Genomic DNA, 17,180 nt, shown 5'->3' on the forward strand with positions numbered 1-17,180 from the left:
GCGGTCGTAGGACCACTGGTAGTCAGCGTATCTGTATAGCAAAATGATTTAAGGAAGCATCCGAATGAGAAGTTATCATATAACTAAACTAAATGAAAGCATACTTTCTACAACTAAAGTGTTAGTTCGTGAACTGGGTGATCTGGATATTGAGGCAGTCACTTTAAACTTGCTTAAAGACTACTTGGCTTGGGTGTCAGAGCGGTTAAAACCTAGCAGTTTAGGCCATAGAATTCGATTTGTACGTTCCCTTTTTCGTTTTGCATTTGAAGAAGGTCATATTTCACGGAATCCGGCTCTAAAACTGAGAGAGCCAAAGATGGACTAACGTATTCCGAAGTTTCTAATTGAGTAGGATGTTATTCATCTTAAGATTACCTATCGATCTCACCGTGAGCACGCTCTATTGGAATTTCTATACTGCACGGGCTGTCGCGTTGGAGAAGTTCAGAAAATATTGAAGACATCAACTGGGAGACTGTTCAGCTATTGTGAATGGTAAGGTTTCTAAACAAAGGGGGGGTTATTTTACTACTGAGTGTAAGGTTTGGTTAAAGAGATATTTAGAGAGTCGTGAAGATACCCGTAAGGTATTTCTTGTCACAAAAACGAATCCTATCCGTCGATTGATGATTCCAACAGAGAAAAATGGAGGACAAAACATGGCACTTAATGGGGGACATCCATTTCCGTTTGCAATTTACTCGGATGAGCAGCCGGTCGGTTTTGTTATGTTGGCTTATGGAATCACCGGATACGAAGAACCGTTAATCGCAGATGACAACTATTGAAGCAGGCGACTGATGATTTACAAGCAATACCAGAACCGGGGTTATGGTCGGGAAGCCATGAAAAAAATCTTGGAATTTATCCGTACCTTTCCGGCAGGGCCAGCACATGCGTCAGAATCCGAAAGCTTCGTTAAATGAATGGATAAACAATGAACTAACTGCACTTTACTTTTTCGAAGACGTGGATGCTGATTTTTGTTATAATCAATAAAATTCGTTTTTTATAAATTTAGATATAAGCGAAGGGGACATACTCAATGTCAAGAATCATTAAAACCCTAACCATTGCCGGAAGCGACTCCAGTGGAGGCGCAGGCATTCAGGCGGACCTAAAAACCTTTGAAGAATATGGCACCTATGGATTCAGCGCATTGACAACAATAGTTACGATGGACCCTGACAACGGCTGGCATCACAATGTATATCCTATCGATGCCGCAATTGTTGCAGAGCAATTGAAGACTGTCTTTGCAGGGGGCCCGATGGATGCCATGAAGACCGGCATGCTGGGCAGTGTAGAAATTGTACGTGTAACAGAGCAAGCCATTAAGGGGAATCTCCAAACTAACGTGGTTATTGATCCGGTTATGGTTTGTAAGGGAGAAGACGAGGTGCTGAATCCCGAGAGCGCACAAGCGATTCGCGACCTGCTGTTGCCACTGGCTATAGTGGTCACACCTAATCTGTTCGAAGCTGGCGTACTGTCAGGACTTGGCAAGATTTCTTCAATTGAGGGCATGAAGGAAGCCGCCCGCCTGATTCACGGCCTCGGCGCACGTCATGTTGTCGTGAAAGGCGGCAAGGCGCTGGGCGGCGAACATGCGGTCGATATCTTCTTCGATGGCACTGAATATACGATCCTCCAGACGGCCAAGATTGAGCCGGCTCACAACCACGGAGCGGGCTGCACCTTTGCCGCAGCAATTACCGGGGGCCTAGCTTGCGGCCTGTCCGTGAACGAAGCTGTGGCGAAGGCCAAGGATTTCGTCTCGGCAGCCATCCGTAACGGCTACACCTTTAACAAATATGTAGGACCTGTCTTCCACGGAGGCTACCGCCTGGAGAAGTAAGCCAAGGAAGAATGCGCTCAGATAATGGCCCATAATTCATAGCCACCTGTCTGTATCTGACAGATCCTGAAAATGATTTATACGGATTAAGTGGCTGTGGGCAGAGTTGGAAATTTCATTATTAGCGAATTTGGTGTAGGTAGCGCCAGTAACAGCCACCGGCTTGGGACTGCCCATCAGCCATACAGCCAAATCGATGAAATGGACACCTAAGTCAATTAACGAGCCGCCACCCGAAAGCTCCTTCGTTGTTGAATTAATTGAGATCGCTGACGTGACCATTGAAACCTTCAAGCCGAGATGAAACGGTTTGAAGGTTTTTCATTTTATGTCCGGTATGGGCGTCATCTTTAGGGTGGGAGTCTCGAGCAGGGGCTGGTGAACGCTTACCGTTAGCCAAGAGCAAGGGTGTCGTTACGGGATAACCGAGGGCCTTGGTCGAAATGGCGGCGGCCCAGGATCAGTTCATCTACAACAACGATTCGCGTACCGGCAGCCCATCAACACCAGCTTTCACCAGTGGTGTGAGGAAGTGCTACAACCAGCCGTTCTAGCCTGATCACCACCGCGACGGAGTATGCATTCATTTGCCATTGGTGCGGAACGACTCATCTGCAACGGGTACGTAAAGATCCGATCGGAACTTCTCGCATATCATCTCCTGCGGCAGCCTCATGGTGTGTGTTTTTAAACTATCGTTCTCCGTTGTATTGATCTTCAGTACCATTTTCAATAATTTTAGTGTATACCCATCTAATTGTTCATTAACTTCGTTAAGAGCTGATATTATCATGATAACATTAATTATACGGATATTATATTTCCGGAAAAGCGCACTGTTTTCTTTCAGAAAGACGGCGTAGCCGTTTATCCTTGTGGAATTATTTGAGATAGAAACGCTGTATAGCTGGGCAAAAAAATAACGATTTATTGTCCTTTCCACGTGGACAATTAAATAAAACGATGTTATAGTAAATAATTATAAACGCTTATTTAAAGCCGCTTTAAAGGTTATTATTTGTATCTGTACAGTGTACATTTGTTTTCGGATAAATGACCTTTTAGGATGCAAAGAACTAGCAGAATGCGGAAATTGAACATCCATAAGGGAGGAAAGTACAGTGACAAGTAAATTGCTAGGGCATTTCTTGCAAGAAAATTTATCCGAGTTAAAAAGCAAGGGATTGTACAACGTCATTCACCCGCTACAAAGCGCAAACGGTCCGATCATTACAATTAACGGTAAAGAGCTCATTAACTTATCATCCAATAATTATTTGGGGTTGGCTACGGATGCGCGATTGATTGCAGCAGCGGTGGAAGCCACGCATAAATTTGGAGTAGGCGCAGGCGCGGTTAGAACCATTAACGGAACGCTCGACTTGCACGTCAAGCTGGAACAAAAGCTTGCTGAGTTTAAGCACACGGAAGCTGCAATCGCTTACCAATCCGGTTTTAATTGCAATATGGCTGCGATTTCTGGCGTTATGGATAAAGATGATGCCATTCTTTCAGATCAATTGAACCATGCTTCCATCATTGATGGGTGTCGACTCTCTAGAGCCAAGATTATTGCGTTTAACCATTCCGACATCGACGATTTGCGGGCGAAAGCCAAACAAGCCAAAGAATCTAGGTTATATAAGAAAATCATGGTGATTACAGATGGCGTCTTCTCGATGGATGGCGATATTGCAAAGCTCCCCGAAATTGCAGAAGTGGCAGAGGAATTTGAGCTCATCACTTATGTTGACGATGCGCATGGTTCCGGTGTATTAGGAAAAGGTGCAGGAACTGTCAAACATTTTGGACTGTCGGACACAATTGATTTTCAAATCGGGACCCTCTCCAAAGCGATCGGAGTCGTCGGCGGCTATGTGGCAGGAAGACAGGATCTAATCGATTGGCTAAAGGTAAGAAGCAGACCTTTTCTGTTCTCGACAGCGTTACCGCCTGGAGATGTGGCTGCTTCCATCAGAGCCATTGAAATTCTGATGAGCAGTACGGAATTGCACGACAAGCTATGGGATAATGCAAACTATTTCAAGAAAGGCCTGAGGAAGCTAGGTTTCGACATTGGCCATAGTGATACGCCGATCACTCCGTGCATGATCGGTGAAGAGCAGAAGACCCAGGAATTCAGTAAAAGGCTTTTTGAAGAAGGCGTATATGCCAAAGCAATCGTATTGCCAACCGTACCTAAAAGCACAGGCCGGGTAAGAAATATGCCGATAGCGGCACATACAACGGAGATGCTCGATCGTGCAGTTGCCATTTATGAAAAAGTTGGGAAAGAGATGGGGATCCTACAATGAAAAAAATATTAATCACCGGTGCTCTAGGTCAAATCGGTTCCGAGCTTACAACGAAACTGCGAGACATTTACGGTGCGGACAATGTCGTCGCAACAGACATCAGGAAAAAGGAAGAAACGCAGCTTGCCCAATCGGGTCCCTATGAAGTGCTTGATGTCACGGATGCCAAAAGCATGTTTGACATAGCCGAAACGTATCAGGTCGATACCATTATGCACCTGGCTGCTTTGTTGTCAGCCATTGCGGAAACGAAACCGCTTTTCGCCTGGAATTTGAATATGGGCGGACTGGTCAATGCGCTGGAAGTTGCCAGAGAATTGCAATGCCAGTTCTTTACACCGAGCTCCATCGGGGCATTCGGTCCGACAACACCTAAAAACAATACACCGCAGGACACCGTCCAGCGGCCGACGACGATGTACGGAGTGAATAAAGTCGCCGGCGAGCTGCTATGTGACTATTACTACCACAAATTTGGCGTTGATACCAGAGGGCTGCGTTTTCCCGGATTAATTTCCTATGTCACACCTCCAGGCGGCGGCACAACTGACTATGCAGTGGAAATTTACTATGAAGCGATGAAGAACGTCAAATATACTTCGAATATTGGTAAAGGAACCTATATGGACATGATGTATATGCCAGACGCGTTGAATGCGATCATTGCCTTGATGGAAGCGGATAGCTCTACACTCATCCATAGAAATGCATTTAACATTACGGCCATGAGCGTTGAACCGGAGGATTTTGCAGCAGAAATTAAAAAGCATATCCCTGAATTCAAACTGGAGTACGCCATCGATGCTGCCCGTCAGAGCATAGCAGACAGCTGGCCCAACTCCATCGATGCTACGGCAGCCAAGCAAGAATGGGGCTTTAAAGCGGAATACGATCTTACCAAAATGACGGAAGACATGCTTGCGCAGTTGCGCCCTAAATTTTTACTCAAAGCAAATTAAGAGAGGGGGGTTCACTTCTGCCTGATTCAGGCTCAAACCTAAAGAATCGTCACCCGTAAAATTTCCGGGTGACGATTCTTTAGGTTTGGTGATCGCCAACGCACAAACATTAGCTACGGTATTGCTGGAGGAAAGAGCGCAGCTTGTATCCGGGAGTACGGATAATCATCTCATGCTGTTGGCTGTTCGGACATGGGATTTGACTGGCAAGTAGGCGGAAGCATTGCTTGTGAGCGCTTGCATTACAGTGAGTAAGAACACCAACAAAGTACATTATCTTGATCACAAACGTAAAATCCGACTTTGGTTCGCTTCTCGTTTTTAAAGGCGATTGGAGCAGTGTAATATATACGCTGCTCTATCTGAGACTGATTGTAAGTTTGTTGGAGATTTGATTCTGACGGATTGACTGGCACATTGACAATTGATAGCTGGGGAACATCCCGATGTACAACCATGAACAGATTACTTTATGCATCATCGATGATATTAAGAGTGTGGTGGATGGATTAACCGCGATTGAATGGGCTGATGAGCATGGCATTACGCTCGTTGGTTCTTCAGCTAATGGAGAGGATGGACTTGAGCTTGTGAAGCGTGTCAAACCAGACCTGATTATTACGGATATCCGCATGCCCAAGATGGATGGACTTAACATGCTGCGAGCGATTCTCGAGCTGAACCATTCGTGCAAGGTCATTCTCATCAGTTGCTACACCGATTTTGAGTATGCCAAGCAGGCTGTTCAGCTAGGAGCTTTCGACTTTGTCGTCAAACCCTTTACGGAAGAAGATATTACAGAAGTGATCCTGAAGGCTAAGCTGCAAATTATATAGGAAAGGTCACCCGATTTACCAAGTGAAAAAGAATAATTAGAAACGCTAGTAGATAATGGAGTAATAATAGACGATTTTGAAGAAGGTTCAGCCTTCGCAGATAAAGATTTTTCGTCTCTTGTCGACACGCCTTCAATTAGCAATTTCCATTTTCCATTATCTTTTATTACGGGTATAGAAACAACTTCGGTGGTTTGAGTATCATCTTTTCGATTTAATGCAATGTTCGCGATCCATTTTTCCCCGTTTTGCTTAAAATCAATTAACTTTGAATCAGAAAACGGGTTGTTGTTCAGTATCTGGTTATATAACAATTTTTGTTTGTCAGGCGAGACTCGGACATCTGTAACCCATTGAACCATTTCATTAACATCTTTCTTTTCGACCGCGCTAATATAGTTTTTAACAGATTGTTTTGCTGCGGCTTCCTCTGATGATACAGCACTTGCACTTGTAGTACTAAATAGTGATACAGAAGAGGTAAGAACAAGAGCCATAGTTCCCAAAAAACGACGTTTAATCTTTTTTTTGTTTTCCTCAAATGGAATAGTTTAGGTGCTTTGTCACCTTAACATATTTATTATAAAATACCTTTTTTAATATATTATGTATATATAATTTTCGTTTAACTATTATCTATGTTTAAATGAATAGTATGTAAAATGGTAGATTCCAATCTTTTAGATAGGAGTTTTAATTATGGCACCCCTTAGGGAAAGTGAGAGGAAAGAGGAAATAAGAGTCCTTCACATGGAGATATGGGACAAAATGCAGAGTTTCGATGAATCATATGCGGAGTCTTATTATAAAATTTGTTTAAAAAATTTAGGGAAAGAGGAAAAAGAGTTTTTTGGCCCGTCCTTGAACATGAATTCGGTAGACACTGATTTTTTTAAATCAAAAGGTTTTTGGATTGCCGCTTTTGCTGGAGTACTAATAATCGTACTTCTTGTTTTTTTTATTCTGTGGTTTTCTTTACTCGTCGAATAAGAGATCTTGATTGTTCGTTGCTTATATCAGTTGTGCTGAAACTACCCTTCACGCTCTTCACCTTCTCTTCTACTCAACAACCGAAGTGTAGTAACTCGCTCCTGCCATGAGATCAAAAATCAGACCACTGTTATCCACAGCGCCTAAAAGGGGTAATACCAGCGTCATCCGGATCGGTGAACCATTTTACGAAGTTTGTCGTACTAGCATTGGATAAAGCGAAGACCGAACAGCCGCAAACAAATGAAGCGGACTTTCCGATATCAAAGGGCAATGGTACGAATCGAACGTGCGGGAACTGGTGAAACTCGGCGCGATAAACGGTTATCCAGACAACACATTTAAGCCTGATGCGAACATCACAAGAGCGGAATTCGTGACTGTTATCGTCAAAGCGTTCCAGCTTGGGGAACAAGAAGGCAAAACCTTTGCCGATGCGGAAACACACTGGGCAGAATTCCAATACCAGGATGAAGCCAGCGGATCGGATACCGTTATCGCAGAAGCACAAAAACAGCTTAATGAATGGAACAGCTCCAAATAATCATCCCGGGCATACAGCAACACTTCGGAATGGATTTTTGAACAAAGCAGCCGTACGATACAGCCAAAGTTGATCGAAGGGGCTCTAGTTCCTTATTGTTGATTTACATTGTAACAGGTCTTTGTTTTCAACTATACTTAAATTGAGAAATTCTTGTATTCTTGTGGGGTGTTGATCCAAACCCAGGAAACTTTCAATAAAATTGTGCTGTACCAGATGAAATATAATATTAAGTTAAATGAGATTGGTAAATTTCGGGATGATATCGTCATTCCCAACCCGGCAAAAGGATTAACAGCGCGGTAGTGGTCAATATTAAATCGCAGAAGCACTGCGCCTTCATGAAGCAAGTCGGCTGATGGTCGTTAGCTCAATGGATGCCACATCTGCATGCCAGCTAGTGGGGTATGTTAGCACCCCCCAATTTACGGACACTTCTAATTTATTGAAAAATATGTAAAAATAGGGTGAGTGGGGATAAGCTGATGACGACAAAACAAGGGAGAAACGACCTTTGTTATTGCGGGAGCGGGAAAAAGTTTAAAGTGTGCTGCATTGAATAATCCGGTCGCGTCCTATCAGATGCGTACCGAGTACGATCAGCTCGTAAGTGAGTTAGCGGCAAGGAAGATCCCTTATGAGCAAATTGAATTTTACAATTATCCCAATTTTATCGCACAAGAGCAGAGAGATCCTGCCTATAATGTAGAAATTCGAGACATTTTTAGTACGGAGGCAAGGATGTTCATCCCGCCGATTGCAAAATTAAGCAATTTGCGGCCTGACATTCATAAGAATGTCCCGGTGTTTCCACCTCTTAAACTGCTCCATGAGGGAACATCGCTTAAATGGTTAGAACGAGTTAACCCACAAGCACATTTATTTAGGTGGGTATGTAGACACCTGATATTGATTCAGAGAATAAAAAATGCTATTAAGAAGCATTCAGGGACATATTGTAGGTGCAGACCAAAACGCAATCGTTACGGTAGAATTATTTTTATGTTCTCATTAAATGTCGGAAGTCAACATCATTATTACATTGAAAGTCGCTTAAATTGCGGCTTTTTTTAGTTCTGTAATAAGGTTCTTGTCATCGGTTGATGTCAAGAACCGGGGAAAGCGAAAGCGTGCGTGGTATCGTATGCTCGGTGTATCGAGATGTTCAGCGGATGGTAACGGACGGCCGTTGGAAGCTGATTCATTATTATCGGTCGCCAGTAACAAGCACGAGCGGAACGAATCCAGTTGTTCGATCTGCTAATCGATCCTTGGGAAACCCATGATTTGTAAGCAGAGCCGTCAAAAGCCGGGGTCATCGTTTCAGGAAATTGCAGCCAGTAACATAAGGTTGTGGTCGGTAAAGGGAAAGAGAGGACTGTTTCCTTCAGTTATAGTTCAATCAATTATTGTCTTGATTATATTTAAGAAAACTGTCATATTTAAATCCACTCAATAACATCCTTCTTGATCCCAAATAGCCAAATATAGTCGAAATTGAGGTGATAACCCATTGGCCTATATGTCTTCGTATAAATATTTAGCGGATGGTTCAACTGCACTTTTAGCAGGAAATATAGTTGGATTTGGTCTTCCTATTTTGATTGTCATCTTAATTGTAGCCAGGGTATTTGGCAAAAGATATGTTTTAAAATATGGTGAAGGTAAACTTGCAGTCTTTTTTTGCCTCATTGTAATTTTAGCAATAATATTATTGAAAATATTCAATTTTTAATCAACGATATCCTCTTATGGGACGAACTAAACATATTTCCCAATTAAGCTCCGCCCGGTAACCCACAGTTGTTTAATATTAGGCGTATTTCCATTTCACTAAACTGAGTATGAATGATCGATTGAGAGATGGGTACCTATTAGTAAACGCTCCTTTTATCAGATGAATAATGAACAGACGAGTCTAATCAATAATAATCGACGAATTATGATAAATTTCGCAATTCATTTCTAGTACAATAGTCGTCAAATGACTAATTTAATAGAAGGAAGTGCGCAATTGTCAATTCATACACAATGGAAACGTCGGTTTGCTTTTTTAAGTTTAAGTGCTTTACTTTTTTCTTTATGCTTCCCAATAGGCGAAGAAGTAGCAGCCGCTGTTCAGAATGAAAACGTGGAAGCAACATTTGTTAACTATTCTAAGACTTTGAATGGCCTGGATTCGCCTCAAGTAAACATGAGATCTACACAGACAAGCGCTACTAAGCCGGAATAGCCGACTGTGACTAATGGGGTTTATGGTCATGGAATTAATGAAGAAAGAACAATAGAGATAAAAAACCCGTATATTATGTTGGATTATCTGCCGCGCGAGCAGATGGTATTTGTGAACAGTGCCCGGCAGGACTTGATCTTTCATTTAAGCATTCCTACCCCACAAAATGAAATGTAGGATCTTTTCTTATATCAATATATTCAAAAATCTGCTGAGTTAATCAGCTTAGATAAGCATGTAAATAAGAAAAACCGAATGGAATCGATGTAACAGGCACAACGATGCCAGGTCTTAGTGTAGACGCAGAACAAATCAAAGAGACACGAATCAAGAAGGACAAACGTACAGGGGGAAACCATATTAGAGAAAGATAAGTTAGAGTTCACCCGAACAGAATGGGTTCAAACTACCCAGAAGCAGGTTGTCCGTAAAGCTTATTATCAAGTTCAAGATCAGTTCTTGTCATCGACATTAATTGTAGGAAGACAAGAACATGATTACATTAGCCGCCAGCGCAGACTGTGATGATCGGCTACCGCAAATACGATCTGATTGAGGCTCGCAATAAAGGTATCACTTCGATTGGTGTGGGCTATGGCTACGGCTCAGTGGAAGAGCTGACAGGGGAGTAGTCGGCCTATTATTGCGCAACGTTCCAGGACGTAGCCCTTGGCCGCCACCGACAGACGCACGATAGGGATTGTATCGAAGCGGACGCGCGACTGCGCCCGTTACGGCTGTGACTCAAGGTTTGTCGCCTTCAAGACGAGACGCCCGATCATGGAGTCACAGACGAGAAAAAAACGGCTGCAGATTTGCTTTTGCGCCTTCTTTCTATATCGTTCCTCTATTTTCGAACTGTTCTCCTCCTTTTCCTTCCAGGTTACCCGCCTCATGCGAATCGTTCTCTTTAGCGCAGTTGGTTTCTCGTGCCACAATTAACACGAAAAAACATGCAGACAATCCGCCGGATTGTCGCCAAAGGAGAGTGTTTTCGTATGAAGCCGATTACCCGCTCAATGCACCAAACGATGCTGCTTTTGCTTGTGTTATGCTTAAGCGCACTGGGTCTACCGCCTGTAAAGGCGTTCGCGGACCCGCCGGTCGTCGCCGCACCGACGAATGTGACGCTGGTCGCCAAATCGGATACGGCCGTCAGCTTGTCGTGGACGGCTTCGACGAGCAGCGACATTATGTCGTATGAAATTGTAAGCGGAACCACAGTCGCTGCCGTGGTGTACAAGCTCAGCGCGACCAGCTCGCTGCCAACTGTGTACGCGTTCTCCGGGCTGTCGCCGGCGACGACATATTCGTTCGCTGTCGTCGCCCGCAGCGCCGGGGGCAACGCCTCCGCGCCAAGCGCCACACTGACGGTGACGACGGAGAGCGGCAGCGCCTCCGTCAATATCGCGCTCGGCGGCGTCGCGACCGCCGACTACCAGGACTTCGACCGTCCAGCGTGGAAGGCGGTCGACGGCACGACCGCGGTCGTCAGCGGCGTCCGCAATTTGTGGCATTCGGCCAATGTGGCCGGAGCGCATTGGCTGCAGGTAGATATCGGCAAGCCGCGGTACACGAAGCGGTTTGTCGTACGACATATGGGCGCGACGGGCGGTCTCGTCTCGGACAATACAAGGGATTTTAAAATTCAGGGCAGTAATTCGACGATGGCGTGGGACGATTTGCTGACCGTCACCGGCAACACGTATAACGTTACCGATCATACGGTGACGCCAGCGGCAGCTTATCGCTTTTACCGGATTTATATTACCGATCCGGGCAATACGGACGACCGTGCGCGCATATCGGAGCTGGAGATTTATTCCGATCCGTCGCTCGCCGATCCGCCGTATACGCCGATCGACGAGGTGAACTTGTCGCAGGACTTGGTTTCACTGGGCATTTACAGCGCCAATCTGACGCCGAATCAGCCGATCGTAGACGCAAGGCCCTACATTGAAGCGGCGCTCCAATACGCCAAGGGGGTTGGGATTCATAAGCTGACGGTTGACCAGGGGGATTATTATTTTCTGTCCCAGGCGGCCGCCGACCGCCATTTGGAAATTGTCGGCTCGAAGGATTTGACGATCGATTTTGCCGATTCCAACCTGTATTTCGCGAACGGGCATTTGATCGCCATTTTGCTGACGAACTGCGAACGGATGACACTTACGCGACTTAAGGTGGATTACCTTCAGCTTCCGTCCACGCAGCTTGTCGTGAGCAGCGTGAACGCGTCCGCACGCACGATCCAGTACACGACGATGATCGGTTTTCAGTCGCCTGTGGCGTTTAATGCGTCAAGCACGCCGTATAGCGATGCAGGCGCGCTGCGCGTCTTCGTATTCCGCGGTGGCGAGCGCGTTCAGGAGGTTGGCCGGCTGCAGGCGTCCCGCAATGCGACGAGCGACACGATAAATATTATTAACGACGACAAGCCGTGGACGCAGGAAGCGAACCTGGCTGCGATCCAGCCGGGCGATACGCTCGTCTACACCGACCGCAGCGGCGGGCATACGATCAAGATGAACGGTGGACAGGGCAACACGATCAGCTATGCGGAGGTGTACGCCGCGCCGGTGTTCGCCTTCCTGTTCCACAAGCAGTTCAACACCACCGTCGATCACGTATCGGTGAAGCCGCGCCCCGGAAGCGGGCGGCTGATGAGCTCGAACGCGGACGGTATTCATTTTGGCAATGCCCGCCAGAACAACGTTGTCCAAAACAGCTTCGTGCAAGGCACCGGCGACGACGGCATCGCCTTCAACTCGACCTGGCTGGCGACGGTGACAGGCCAAACCGCGGCCCGGACGCTGACCATGCAGCGCTTTATTAACGAAAAGTTCCCGGTCGGCACCGAAGTCGAGTTTATGGACGGAGCGACCGGCGAACTTAAAGGAACGGCCGTTGTTACGGAGATGTCTCCGCCGTACGGCAGCCAGACGTTTCTTGCGAACGAAAATGTCACCGTTACCTTCGACCGCGACATGCCGACGCTTTCGGCGGGCTCGGGTATGTATCCGACGAATCCGAACGAACGCGGCTATGGCTCAAGGGTGCTGAACAACCATATCGAGAAGACGAATTTGGCGCGCGGCATCCTGTTTGCGGGCATTATGAACGGCGAGATTCGCGGCAACACGATCAAGAAAACGAACATGTCGGGCATTAACGTAAACCAGGAATATTTGTTGTCCACATTCAAGGCCGCGCCGGCCAACGGCATCACGATTGAAGACAATACGATCGAGCAGGCGTTTCTGTGGGGCGCACCCGCCTCGGAAATCGTCAATTCGGGCGCTGCGCTGCTCGTCAACTCCTATACGCCGTCCGGTTGGTCGCCGGGCATGCCGCACCAGAATATCTCGATTCGCGGCAATACGATCACCGATTCCGGCCGCACCGGCATTCGCATGGAAAATACCGATGGCGGCGAGGTGTCGGGCAATACGGTGCTCCGGCATACCCTGCTGCCCGAGCAGGTGTACGGCGTGCGCGGCACGGCGGATGAGATCGCGACGCAGTGGGAGGAAATTCGCTCCGGCATCGTGATCAAGACGAGCGATGCCGAAGCGTTCGGCAACACCGTGACGCCCGCCTATCCGCTGACGACGTTGCTCGCCTCTCCAGCGGCCCCAGATGGCCCGGGCGGCTCGTACAAGTCGCCCGTGACGCTGCAGCTTAAGTCCGGCAGCCAGCGCCCGACGGTGACGTCCACCGTCTACAGTTTCGACGGCGGCACCACGTGGTCCGCCTACAGCGGGCCGATCGTGCTGGCGTTGGACGGCGACTACAACTTCAGCTACCGCTCGACAAATATCGCGGGCGTGACGGAAACGGCGCACACCGCCGCGTTCCCTCTGGAGTTGGACCCGCCCACGGGACCGTAGCGTGTGACTCGATCTGGCTTCGCGGCATTGCGTTCCGACCGCAAATCCGATGATGCGGCCGCATTCGTCTTACGGCGCAAAGCGAGCCCGTAGCCCATTCTGACTTTCCCCCTTTGTACGTGCAGGGCCGCACCGATAGAGACCGTCGGCGCGGGCCTGCCTCGTTTTTTTACCGACGCCGCGACCGGTTCTGGTATAATAGCGCTATATCCCGATTACCCGTAAAGGTGGACAACTATGCCGAAGCCCGTTGTTGGAAAGCTGCAAATGCGCATCGTTCTGCTCTTATGCTGCGCCGTGCTGCTGCCGATCTGCCTGCTCTCCGCCATCAACTACCGGATGACGCTGAGCGCCGCACAAAACCAGACGGAAAAATATAGCCGTCAGCTGCTGGAGCAGGCAGTGCGCGAGCATTCGATCGTACACGAGCAGATGAAGAATGTCATGTACGACATTCTCGGTAGCATGGACAAATATTTTTCTGTGCTCGGGGACTATTACACGAATGCGCAAACGCTTTACTTTATAAAAGAAATGGAACAGCGCGTCGCAATTCACAGCAAATATATCGCCTCGATCGAGCTGCTCGACCTGGAGCGGCGAGTCGCCTATTCGACGACAGATAACCGGCTGATGCCCTTCGACCGGTTCGCCGATCAGGAGCTGCTGAGCGGCATCGCGCGCAAGGACGATTATACCGGCATCCGGTATTTGCCGCGTCCCGGGCTCATCACCTATTACATGTACGTCGGCGTGTCCGAGCCGCAATCGGGCGTGATCGCGATCAATGTGAAGGACGACGACATGCGGCAGTGGGCCTCGGTGCTGCTCGCGGAAACGGGCGGCTCCTTCTATGTCTCCGATGCGAAGGGGCATCTGCTGCTGGGTGGCGGCGAGGAGGAGACGTCTACCGCACTGCGCGAACTGGCAGGGGGCAACACGGAGCCGCGCGAAGGAAACAGACGTTATCTGCTGCTGCGCGAGCAGGCGACCACAAGCAAATTCGAATACGCGCTCATCATTCCGTACGCCTCGTTCGCGCAGGCGGCGGAGCGTCAGAGCCTTGCGTTCGCGGTCATCGGTCTGGTGGCGGCGCTGCTGAGCCTCGCGATCGTCATCCTTGCCTCGCGGTATTTGTACCATCCGATCGTGCGCATCATGAGTGCCATTGGCAGCCGCGCGCCTGCGGCGTCGGAACCGAAGGCGGCGCTGCTCGATGAATCCGGCTACATCGTCGGCGCCTTCAGCCGTCTGACGGATGAAAGCGAGCGGCTGAGCGACGCGGTGCGGCATCACCGCGAGACGATCCGGCACAACCTGCTGATGCGCCTGCTGCAAGGGCGGCCTCCGGAGCTCGCCGCCGCCTCTCCGCTGCTGGAGCTGCCGTGGCCGCATCCGGTATTTACGGTCCTGTCCCTGCATGTGCATTGGGGCGAGCTACGCGAGGATTACAGCGAGCTGGACATGGAGCTGACGAATTATGCGATCCGCAACGTGGCCGCGGAGACGCTGCATCCGCTTGGCGTGGCGGAGACGCTGGCGCGGGACGCGGATACGATCGTCGTCATCTGCAACACGGCGCAGCAGGAGACGGCCGGGCGCTGGCTGGCCGCCGCCGCCGAGGTGCGCCACAACGTGAAGCGGTACATTCGGCTTTCCGTAGATATCGGCATAGGCAGCGCGGGCGAAGGGCTGGCACACGCCGCCGTTTCGTACCAGGAAAGCCTGCAATGTCTGAGCTACAACCGGCTGTTCGATCCTACGAAGTTGACGCATTACAGCGAAATTGCGGAGACGACGGCGCGGCCGCGGAGCCGCTCGTTCGTCTGGTCCAATTATGAAGCGGATTATGTGAAGCATATCCGCCACAGCCGCGTGGACGGTGCGCGGGCGCTATGCGAGCGGCTGCGCGAGGACGCCAAGGACGCACAGGCGAGCGTGGCGGAGACGCAGATTATGACGCTGCAGTTGTCCGCCAGCCTCCTTCTGCTGCTGGAGGAATACGGCTTCGATAAGGAGGAGGGCGGGCTACGCGACGAGGTGACAGCGCTGCTAGCGACTAGCCGCTTCGCCGAGACGACGGAGCGGCTAGCAAGCTTAAGCGAGCGGCTGATCGCCTCCGTGGAGCGGAAGCGGGCCGGCGTCAACCAGGATATCATGGAGAAGGCGGCCGCCTGGATCGAGCAGGACATGACGCTGACCGCGGAGCGCATCGCCGCCCAATTGTCGCTTAGCCCGCCATCGCTGAACAAGCTGTTCCGCGAGCGAAAGGGCATCACTGCCGGAGAATATATTCTTCGCACCAAGGTAGAGCGGGCGAAGCGGCTGCTGCTCGAAACCGACGACAGAATCGAGGACATCGCGGCCAAGACCGGCTATGCCAGCACACGCGGGTTCTACAAGGTGTTTAAGGAACTAACCGGAACGACGCCGACGGAATTTCGGAAAATGCATGCGTAACGCGCGGCAGAAGGGGCAGAAATCCCCGATGCGGCGCGTTTTTTTCATCATTTGCTGGGCCTGGCGGCCGCGTTTCGGATGGTGCTGCATTTTTCGGATCGTTCTGTTTACGCGCTTCTTTTCCCCGTGACATAATCGGAGCGAAGCCGGGGCTGCCGAGGGAAAGGAGGAGGACAACATCATTGCAACCGTAAACAAGCACAAGGCGCTGCTGCTTATGTTTTTGCCCGGCCTGGTTTATTTTATCGTATTTAAATATGTGCCGATGGCGGGGATCGTCGTCGCGTTCCAGGATTACAACTTTGTTCAGGGCATTCTGGGCAGCGACTGGGTCGGCTTCCGTCATTTCGAGCGGCTGCTGGCGGACCCGATGTTTGCCCGCGTGCTGCGCAATACGGTGCTGATCAGCTTGTACCGGCTGGCGTTAGAATTTCCTGCGCCGATCGTGTTCGCGCTGCTGCTGAACGAGCTGCGGAAAAGTGTGTTCAAGCGCTGGGTGCAGACGATAAGCTATTTGCCTCATTTTATTTCGTGGGTCGTCATCGCCGGGCTACTGAACGTCTTTTTTTCGCCGAGCTATGGCATCGTCAACTGGGCGCTGCAGCTTGCCGGGGTCAAGCCGATCTTTTTTATGGCGTCGCAGGAATGGTTCGTGCCGATCCTGATCATGAGCAACATCTGGAAGGAGCTCGGCTGGGAGGCCGTCGTCTATTTGGCGGCGCTGTCCGGCATCGACGCGAGTCTGTACGAGGCGGCGGAGATGGACGGCGCAAGCAAATGGCGGCAGACGGTCGCGATTACGCTGCCGTCGATCGCGCCGGTGATCGCGGTCATGCTCATTTTGCGCGTCGGGCATATTTTGGATGCGGGCTTCGATCAGGTGTTCAACCTGTACAGTCCTACCGTGTATGAGGTCGGCGACATTCTCGACACGTTCGTGTACCGGCTGACTATGGTCGATATGGACTACAGCTTCGGGGCCGCCGTAGGGCTGTTCAAGTCGGGCGTCGGCCTGCTCATGATCGTGATCGTCAACGGCGTCATACGCAGACTGACCCGGGGCGAACAGGGCGTCTGGTAGAAAGGAGGAGC

16 protein-coding genes and 2 pseudogenes are annotated in these 17,180 nt (G+C 49.4%); 15 read left to right on the forward strand and 3 right to left on the reverse strand.

Translation table 11 applies throughout. The annotated features are described in order from the left end of the window. Positions 1-64: 64 nt before the first annotated feature. From BK127_RS44580 to thiD, 3 genes and pseudogenes are all read left to right on the forward strand, one after another. Positions 65-328 (forward strand): site-specific integrase, encoded by a 264-nt coding sequence (locus BK127_RS44580; protein WP_076237987.1) that lies wholly within the window; start codon positions 65-67, stop codon positions 326-328. 334 nt (positions 329-662) lie between these two features. Then, positions 663-896 (forward strand): annotated as a pseudogene (locus BK127_RS45910) (GNAT family N-acetyltransferase); the annotation flags it as partial. A 152-nt stretch (positions 897-1,048) separates the two neighbouring features. Further along, on the forward strand, positions 1,049-1,861 hold the full coding sequence (gene thiD, locus BK127_RS38565; RefSeq protein ID WP_076237988.1) for a bifunctional hydroxymethylpyrimidine kinase/phosphomethylpyrimidine kinase: 813 nt from the start codon (positions 1,049-1,051) through the stop codon (positions 1,859-1,861). Positions 1,862-1,987: 126 nt separating this feature from the next. Here the strand turns inward: thiD and BK127_RS46135 are convergent. Together BK127_RS46135 and BK127_RS44245 are read right to left on the reverse strand one after the other, a co-directional pair. Next, positions 1,988-2,107 (reverse strand): annotated as a pseudogene (locus BK127_RS46135) (Gfo/Idh/MocA family protein); the annotation flags it as partial. A gap of 337 nt (positions 2,108-2,444) precedes the next feature. Continuing rightward, on the reverse strand, positions 2,445-2,594 hold the full coding sequence (locus BK127_RS44245; RefSeq protein ID WP_179097762.1) for a hypothetical protein: 150 nt from the start codon (positions 2,592-2,594) through the stop codon (positions 2,445-2,447). A 388-nt stretch (positions 2,595-2,982) separates the two neighbouring features. Here BK127_RS44245 and BK127_RS38575 point away from each other — a divergent pair, with 388 nt between their 5' ends. From BK127_RS38575 to BK127_RS38590, 4 genes are all read left to right on the forward strand, one after another. Beyond that, on the forward strand, positions 2,983-4,176 hold the full coding sequence (locus BK127_RS38575) for a glycine C-acetyltransferase (RefSeq protein ID WP_076237989.1): 1,194 nt from the start codon (positions 2,983-2,985) through the stop codon (positions 4,174-4,176). Next, positions 4,173-5,135, forward strand: coding sequence for an L-threonine 3-dehydrogenase (locus BK127_RS38580; protein ID WP_076237990.1), 963 nt, complete (start codon positions 4,173-4,175; stop codon positions 5,133-5,135). Before BK127_RS38575 ends, BK127_RS38580 begins: the two co-directional genes overlap by 4 nt. Positions 5,136-5,223: 88 nt before the next feature. Beyond that, positions 5,224-5,349 (forward strand): hypothetical protein, encoded by a 126-nt coding sequence (locus BK127_RS43295; RefSeq protein ID WP_256711634.1) that lies wholly within the window; start codon positions 5,224-5,226, stop codon positions 5,347-5,349. A 232-nt stretch (positions 5,350-5,581) separates the two neighbouring features. After that, positions 5,582-5,971, forward strand: coding sequence for a response regulator (locus BK127_RS38590; RefSeq protein ID WP_076237991.1), 390 nt, complete (start codon positions 5,582-5,584; stop codon positions 5,969-5,971). Here BK127_RS38590 and BK127_RS44250 read toward each other — a convergent pair. Then, complete coding sequence (locus BK127_RS44250) at positions 5,881-6,477, reverse strand: hypothetical protein (protein ID WP_179097763.1); 597 nt, start codon at positions 6,475-6,477, stop codon at positions 5,881-5,883. The two genes, BK127_RS38590 and BK127_RS44250, sit on opposite strands and share 91 nt — an antisense overlap. Before the next feature lie 193 nt (positions 6,478-6,670). Here BK127_RS44250 and BK127_RS38595 point away from each other — a divergent pair, with 193 nt between their 5' ends. The 8 genes from BK127_RS38595 (at position 6,671) to BK127_RS38630 (ending at position 17,169) form a co-directional block, all read left to right on the forward strand. Further along, positions 6,671-6,961, forward strand: a complete 291-nt coding sequence (locus BK127_RS38595) for a hypothetical protein (protein WP_076237992.1) — start codon at positions 6,671-6,673, stop codon at positions 6,959-6,961. 262 nt (positions 6,962-7,223) lie between these two features. Then, positions 7,224-7,505, forward strand: a complete 282-nt coding sequence (locus tag BK127_RS38600) for an S-layer homology domain-containing protein (protein ID WP_083689909.1) — start codon at positions 7,224-7,226, stop codon at positions 7,503-7,505. A 485-nt stretch (positions 7,506-7,990) separates the two neighbouring features. Beyond that, the gene (locus BK127_RS45920; protein ID WP_076238011.1) at positions 7,991-8,068 is read left to right on the forward strand and encodes an SEC-C metal-binding domain-containing protein; all 78 of its coding nucleotides are present in this window, start codon (positions 7,991-7,993) and stop codon (positions 8,066-8,068) included. Between the two features lie 567 nt (positions 8,069-8,635). Then, a complete protein-coding gene (locus BK127_RS43305; RefSeq protein WP_179097764.1) occupies positions 8,636-8,791 on the forward strand; it encodes a hypothetical protein in 156 nt (51 codons plus the stop codon). 236 nt (positions 8,792-9,027) lie between these two features. Next, positions 9,028-9,240, forward strand: a complete 213-nt coding sequence (locus tag BK127_RS38615; RefSeq protein ID WP_179097765.1) for a hypothetical protein — start codon at positions 9,028-9,030, stop codon at positions 9,238-9,240. Between the two features lie 1,496 nt (positions 9,241-10,736). Then, positions 10,737-13,628: a fibronectin type III domain-containing protein gene (locus tag BK127_RS38620; RefSeq protein WP_076237996.1), complete on the forward strand. Its 2,892-nt coding sequence runs from the start codon at positions 10,737-10,739 to the stop codon at positions 13,626-13,628. 237 nt (positions 13,629-13,865) lie between these two features. Next, positions 13,866-16,088 carry a helix-turn-helix domain-containing protein gene (locus BK127_RS38625; RefSeq protein WP_076237997.1) on the forward strand — a complete coding sequence of 741 codons (2,223 nt, stop codon included), beginning with the start codon at positions 13,866-13,868 and terminating at the stop codon, positions 16,086-16,088. 217 nt (positions 16,089-16,305) lie between these two features. Continuing rightward, a complete protein-coding gene (locus BK127_RS38630; protein WP_083689912.1) occupies positions 16,306-17,169 on the forward strand; it encodes an ABC transporter permease in 864 nt (287 codons plus the stop codon). Positions 17,170-17,180: the final 11 nt, after the last annotated feature.

The organism is Paenibacillus sp. FSL H7-0331 (assembly GCF_001956045.1).

Coding starts and splice junctions, on each gene's coding strand:
- BK127_RS38590 (WP_076237991.1), top strand. CDS start 5,582: ATGTACAACCATGAACAGATTACTTTATGCATCATCGATGATATTAAG.
- BK127_RS38630 (WP_083689912.1), top strand. CDS start 16,306: ATGTTTTTGCCCGGCCTGGTTTATTTTATCGTATTTAAATATGTGCCG.
- thiD (WP_076237988.1), top strand. CDS start 1,049: ATGTCAAGAATCATTAAAACCCTAACCATTGCCGGAAGCGACTCCAGT.
- BK127_RS45920 (WP_076238011.1), top strand. CDS start 7,991: ATGACGACAAAACAAGGGAGAAACGACCTTTGTTATTGCGGGAGCGGG.
- BK127_RS38595 (WP_076237992.1), top strand. CDS start 6,671: ATGGCACCCCTTAGGGAAAGTGAGAGGAAAGAGGAAATAAGAGTCCTT.
- BK127_RS38580 (WP_076237990.1), top strand. CDS start 4,173: ATGAAAAAAATATTAATCACCGGTGCTCTAGGTCAAATCGGTTCCGAG.
- BK127_RS38615 (WP_179097765.1), top strand. CDS start 9,028: ATGTCTTCGTATAAATATTTAGCGGATGGTTCAACTGCACTTTTAGCA.
- BK127_RS44580 (WP_076237987.1), top strand. CDS start 65: ATGAGAAGTTATCATATAACTAAACTAAATGAAAGCATACTTTCTACA.
- BK127_RS38620 (WP_076237996.1), top strand. CDS start 10,737: ATGAAGCCGATTACCCGCTCAATGCACCAAACGATGCTGCTTTTGCTT.
- BK127_RS38625 (WP_076237997.1), top strand. CDS start 13,866: ATGCCGAAGCCCGTTGTTGGAAAGCTGCAAATGCGCATCGTTCTGCTC.